Below are 4,084 nucleotides of genomic sequence, written 5' to 3'. Positions count from 1 at the left end.
ATTTTTCTCTTATCGAAATTTAATTAGCTTACAGTAATACAGTGGTCATATATTTTTAAGAATAACGGAAGAATATATAGAAATTGCTACAGAAATGTGAAGTTTAATTAATTTAGGAGGAACAAACTTGTTTAATCAGCTTGTAAAAGTTATACCGAATTTATTTACGATTGGAAATTTATTGTGCGGTGTTTTCTCAATCACCTTGAATATGAGTGAATATTTAGGAGCAGCCTCCATTCTCATTTTCTTTTCAGCTGTTTTAGATTTTCTTGATGGAAGAATTGCAAGAAAATTAAAAGTGAACAGTGAGTTTGGCGTAGAATTGGATTCCTTAGCTGATATTGTTAGTTTCGGCGTCGCTCCTGCGCTTTTATTTCATACGATAGCAACACCTTCTATTTTAACTTCTTTGGCATTTATCCTATTCCCAACAATGGGTGCTTTAAGATTAGCTAAATTTAGTATTAAACCAACTATTGGATATTTTAAGGGATTACCTATTCCAGCTGCAGGATTATCATTGGCTGGTATGGCATTGTTTTCATATAGTAATGCATGGATTACTTTAATCCTCGCCCTCTTAATGGTAAGTCCCATTAGGTTTAAAAAATTTTAATGAAGGTCACGCCCAACGCCATTAAGGAGCATTTTAAATGGATTTAACGCGTCAATAAGTATAAAAAAGCGGGACAATAATATTAAATTAGGTGCCCTTCGAAAAATTAAAACCTTGTATTTATGGCTATTGGGTTAATCCATCGATATGTTATTCTGAAACGTCAGTCCACTTTTAACAGGAGCTCCCTTTATCAAGAGAGCTCCTATTCTTATTTCTTCTTCTTTTCTGTCGGTTGGCTTTGTTTAGCAAAATTAGATGAATCATCAAAATTCGGTTGCTTTTTACCAGCATTATTACTTCTACCTTTTCCCATATGTAATGCACCTCCCCTCCCCCTTACTATTCCCAATAAAAAAATTCTCTTGCATCCAAGAGAATTTTAAATTGGGTTCTTATTGATAATACCTAAGTACTTCCAACACTGCCATTCCATAAAAGATGGATCCAATGTTAAATTATTTAATGCTAAAACAAATATTACATTTTCATATTTAACTGGATAATCAATTAATAATCCTAATGTATTTCCTGAATCTGCGACAATTATGATTCCCTTTTCTAACACGTCATCTATAACTTCTTTTAATTATTCTTACCTAGCATATAATATTTTCCTACACATTGAGATTGCATGTTGTATAAGGAAGCCCTTCTTCTTTCCATGCAAGAAATCCTCCCTTTAAATTCACTACTTCCTTTATACCAGCTCTTTGTAAAATACTAGCTGCTATAGCGGAACGTAATCCGGTTCGACATTGCAAAACTATTGGAAAATCTTTCGGTATATAATCTAGTTGTTCAAATAGATTACCTAAAGTGATATGTATTGCATCATGAAGGTGTCCTTCCTCCCACTCTTTTTTACTACGCACATCGATAACCTTAACGCTTCCACCTTTTATATGCGGATATAATTCAATCGATGTTTTTTCTTTGTAACTTTCAAATCTATCAAGTCTTTGTATTACTTTTAAAGGTGCAAAAGCAATAATATTATCTAACCCAATAGATTCAAATTCTCTAATAACTGCCTCTACTTTAACTTTTTCCTCATCTAGAATTATTAAAGTTTCTTTTTTATAATCTAATAACCATCCACACCAAGTTGTGAAAGAATTGTTATAAGGTATGTTAATTGACTTCTCGATATGACCTGCAGCAAAACTCTCTACATCCCTTATATCAACTATTTGATAAACGCTCTTCAAAATTTCTTGAAGTTCTTCTACTGTATTAATAGCAGTACTTTTTCTCTTCTTACGAATTGGCGGACCATACTTATTTAAATTCTTCATTAATGAAAAATACTTTGGAGGCTCTGGCTGTCCCGTCAATAAAGTCGATATAAAATCACTTTCTTCATTACACCGAAATGCCCAATTGAACATCTTTTCATAACCTAATGTAGAAGTTGGAATTGCTCCTAATGCTTTTCCACATGCGCTTCCCGCACCATGTGATGGCCATATTTGCAAATAATCAGGAAGTATTTTTATTTTTTGTATAGAATCAAATAATTGTTTCGCTCCTATTTTTGCAGTATCCTTAATACCAACTGCAGTTTCTAATAAATCCGGTCTTCCTATATCTCCTACAAATATAAAATCACCTGTGAATATTCCTATCGGTTTATCATTCGTATAATTATTTTGACTTGTATCAGTTACTAAAAAAGAAATACTTTCAGGCGTATGCCCTGGGGTGTGAATTACATTAAATTTTATATGACCTACTTTAAACTCTGTGCCCTCTCTAACCAATTTGTATCGACCTTCGTTAAGATATTGATATTTCCAATCACAATCTCCTTCATCAGATACATATAAATTTGCATGGTAAAGATTAGAAAGTTCTCTAGACCCAGAAAGAAAATCAGCATGAATATGAGTCTCAGCCGCAGCAATTACTTCCATCCCCTCTTTCTTAGCAAATTCTATATATTGTTCTATATAGCGACTAGGATCAATAACGATTGCTACGCCTTCTTTCTGACAACCGACTAAATAGGAAGCATGTGCTAATTTTTCATCATAAAAATATTTTAAAAGCATAGCTATTCCCTCCAATTAGTTATTTCAAATTAATTTTCAATTTTTGTAACCACTTTTTATCTTCTCCTATAGAATCCCTTTCAACATTAAATTCCAATACATATATGGCAACATATATCTTTTAAGTAAAAACATACTATACCGTTCTTTCGCTTGATTAAATGGAAACGTTTCTTGAGGCTCATGTTCATAGTTAAATTCAGCAAGTATAAGACTTTTATATCCTGTAACAATCGGACATGATGTATATCCATCATATTTAGCCTGTAAATCTCTTCCGCTAAGTACATCCATAATATTTTGTTTTAAGACGGGTATTTGTTTTCGAATTGCTGCTCCAGTTTTAGAGGTAGGTAAATTGGTACAATCTCCAAGTCCAAAAATATTTTTATATTGCACATGCTGCAAAGTATAAGGGCTTATATCTACCCACCCCTGATGATCACTTATCTCACTCTCTTTAATAAAATTAGGTGGCCCCATTGGTGGAACAACATGTATCATACTATATGGTACGGTTTCTCTTTTTAGTGTTTGCGTATCTTCAAAAATTGCCTCTCTCTTTTCGGCGATAATTTCCACTAAATTTTTATTATAATTCGTTATAATTTGCTTTCTTTCTAGTACTTGTTCTAAAGTATTTGCATATCGTGGAACCTGAAATATGTTATTGTTTGCAGAATAAAACATTACTTCACTTCTGTTTCTTACACCACTATTACAAAAATACTCCTCTGCTAAGTACATAATTTTTTGTGGAGCACCACCGCATTTAATAGGAGTATTAGGGTGGGTAAAAAGCGCATTTCCTCCTTTAAATTTTTCGATTTCTCTCCAAGTAGAATCAACAGATGTATAAGAATAATTGCTACATACCCCATTAGTACCAATAGACTCTTTTAAGCCTTTAATACTGTCCCAATTTATTTGTATACCAGCTGCTACAATAAGAATTTCATACTCAAGTAGCAGTCCGTCATCTAAAAGTATCTTATTTTCAGATGGAAATAACTTAACAACACTTTTAGGGATCCACGTTGCCCCTTTTGGAATAAGCGATTCCTGATTACGCATCGTACTTTCCTTTGAAACAATTCCTCCCCCCACTAAACTCCATAGTGGCTGAAAGTAATGTTTTTTTGATGGATCAATAATTGCTATACTTTCTTTAAATAGGGGTACATTTCGTAATAAATGTGCAGTAGAAGATAGTCCTGCTGTCCCAGCACCAATTACAATAATTTTATAACTATCTCTGGTCTTCATTATCCTCTTCCTATCTAAAATTGATTTTTAAATTAACTAATTAGTAGCCATTTTTTCATCGTAGTAACATTATTATAAGTTAAAAACACCATAATTTTATCTGATTTAAATGAAAATTTTGTTAATTTTACCATCAACATTACTA

The 4,084-nt window shown here is 32.6% G+C and carries 3 protein-coding genes; 1 reads left to right on the top strand and 2 read right to left on the bottom strand.

What is annotated here, in order from left to right:
- The first annotated feature begins 127 nt into the window (after positions 1-127).
- Positions 128-619, top strand: a complete 492-nt coding sequence (gene pssA / locus ABWK52_RS29215; RefSeq protein ID WP_000483080.1) for a CDP-diacylglycerol--serine O-phosphatidyltransferase — start codon at positions 128-130, stop codon at positions 617-619.
- A 617-nt stretch (positions 620-1,236) separates the two neighbouring features.
- Here the strand turns inward: pssA and ABWK52_RS29210 are convergent.
- A complete protein-coding gene (locus ABWK52_RS29210) occupies positions 1,237-2,673 on the bottom strand; it encodes an MBL fold metallo-hydrolase (protein WP_000925322.1) in 1,437 nt (478 codons plus the stop codon).
- 66 nt (positions 2,674-2,739) lie between these two features.
- On the bottom strand, positions 2,740-3,939 hold the full coding sequence (locus ABWK52_RS29205; RefSeq protein WP_000857304.1) for an FAD/NAD(P)-binding oxidoreductase: 1,200 nt from the start codon (positions 3,937-3,939) through the stop codon (positions 2,740-2,742).
- Positions 3,940-4,084: the final 145 nt, after the last annotated feature.

The sequence above is a fragment of the Bacillus sp. AP50 genome, from assembly GCF_040492675.1.
Taxonomy (GTDB): domain Bacteria; phylum Bacillota; class Bacilli; order Bacillales; family Bacillaceae_G; genus Bacillus_A; species Bacillus_A cereus.
Note: the sequence above shows the minus strand (reverse complement) of the source record. Positions and strands in the feature narration are given on the sequence as shown.

Coding starts and splice junctions, on each gene's coding strand:
- ABWK52_RS29210 (WP_000925322.1), bottom strand. CDS start 2,673: ATGCTTTTAAAATATTTTTATGATGAAAAATTAGCACATGCTTCCTAT.
- ABWK52_RS29205 (WP_000857304.1), bottom strand. CDS start 3,939: ATGAAGACCAGAGATAGTTATAAAATTATTGTAATTGGTGCTGGGACA.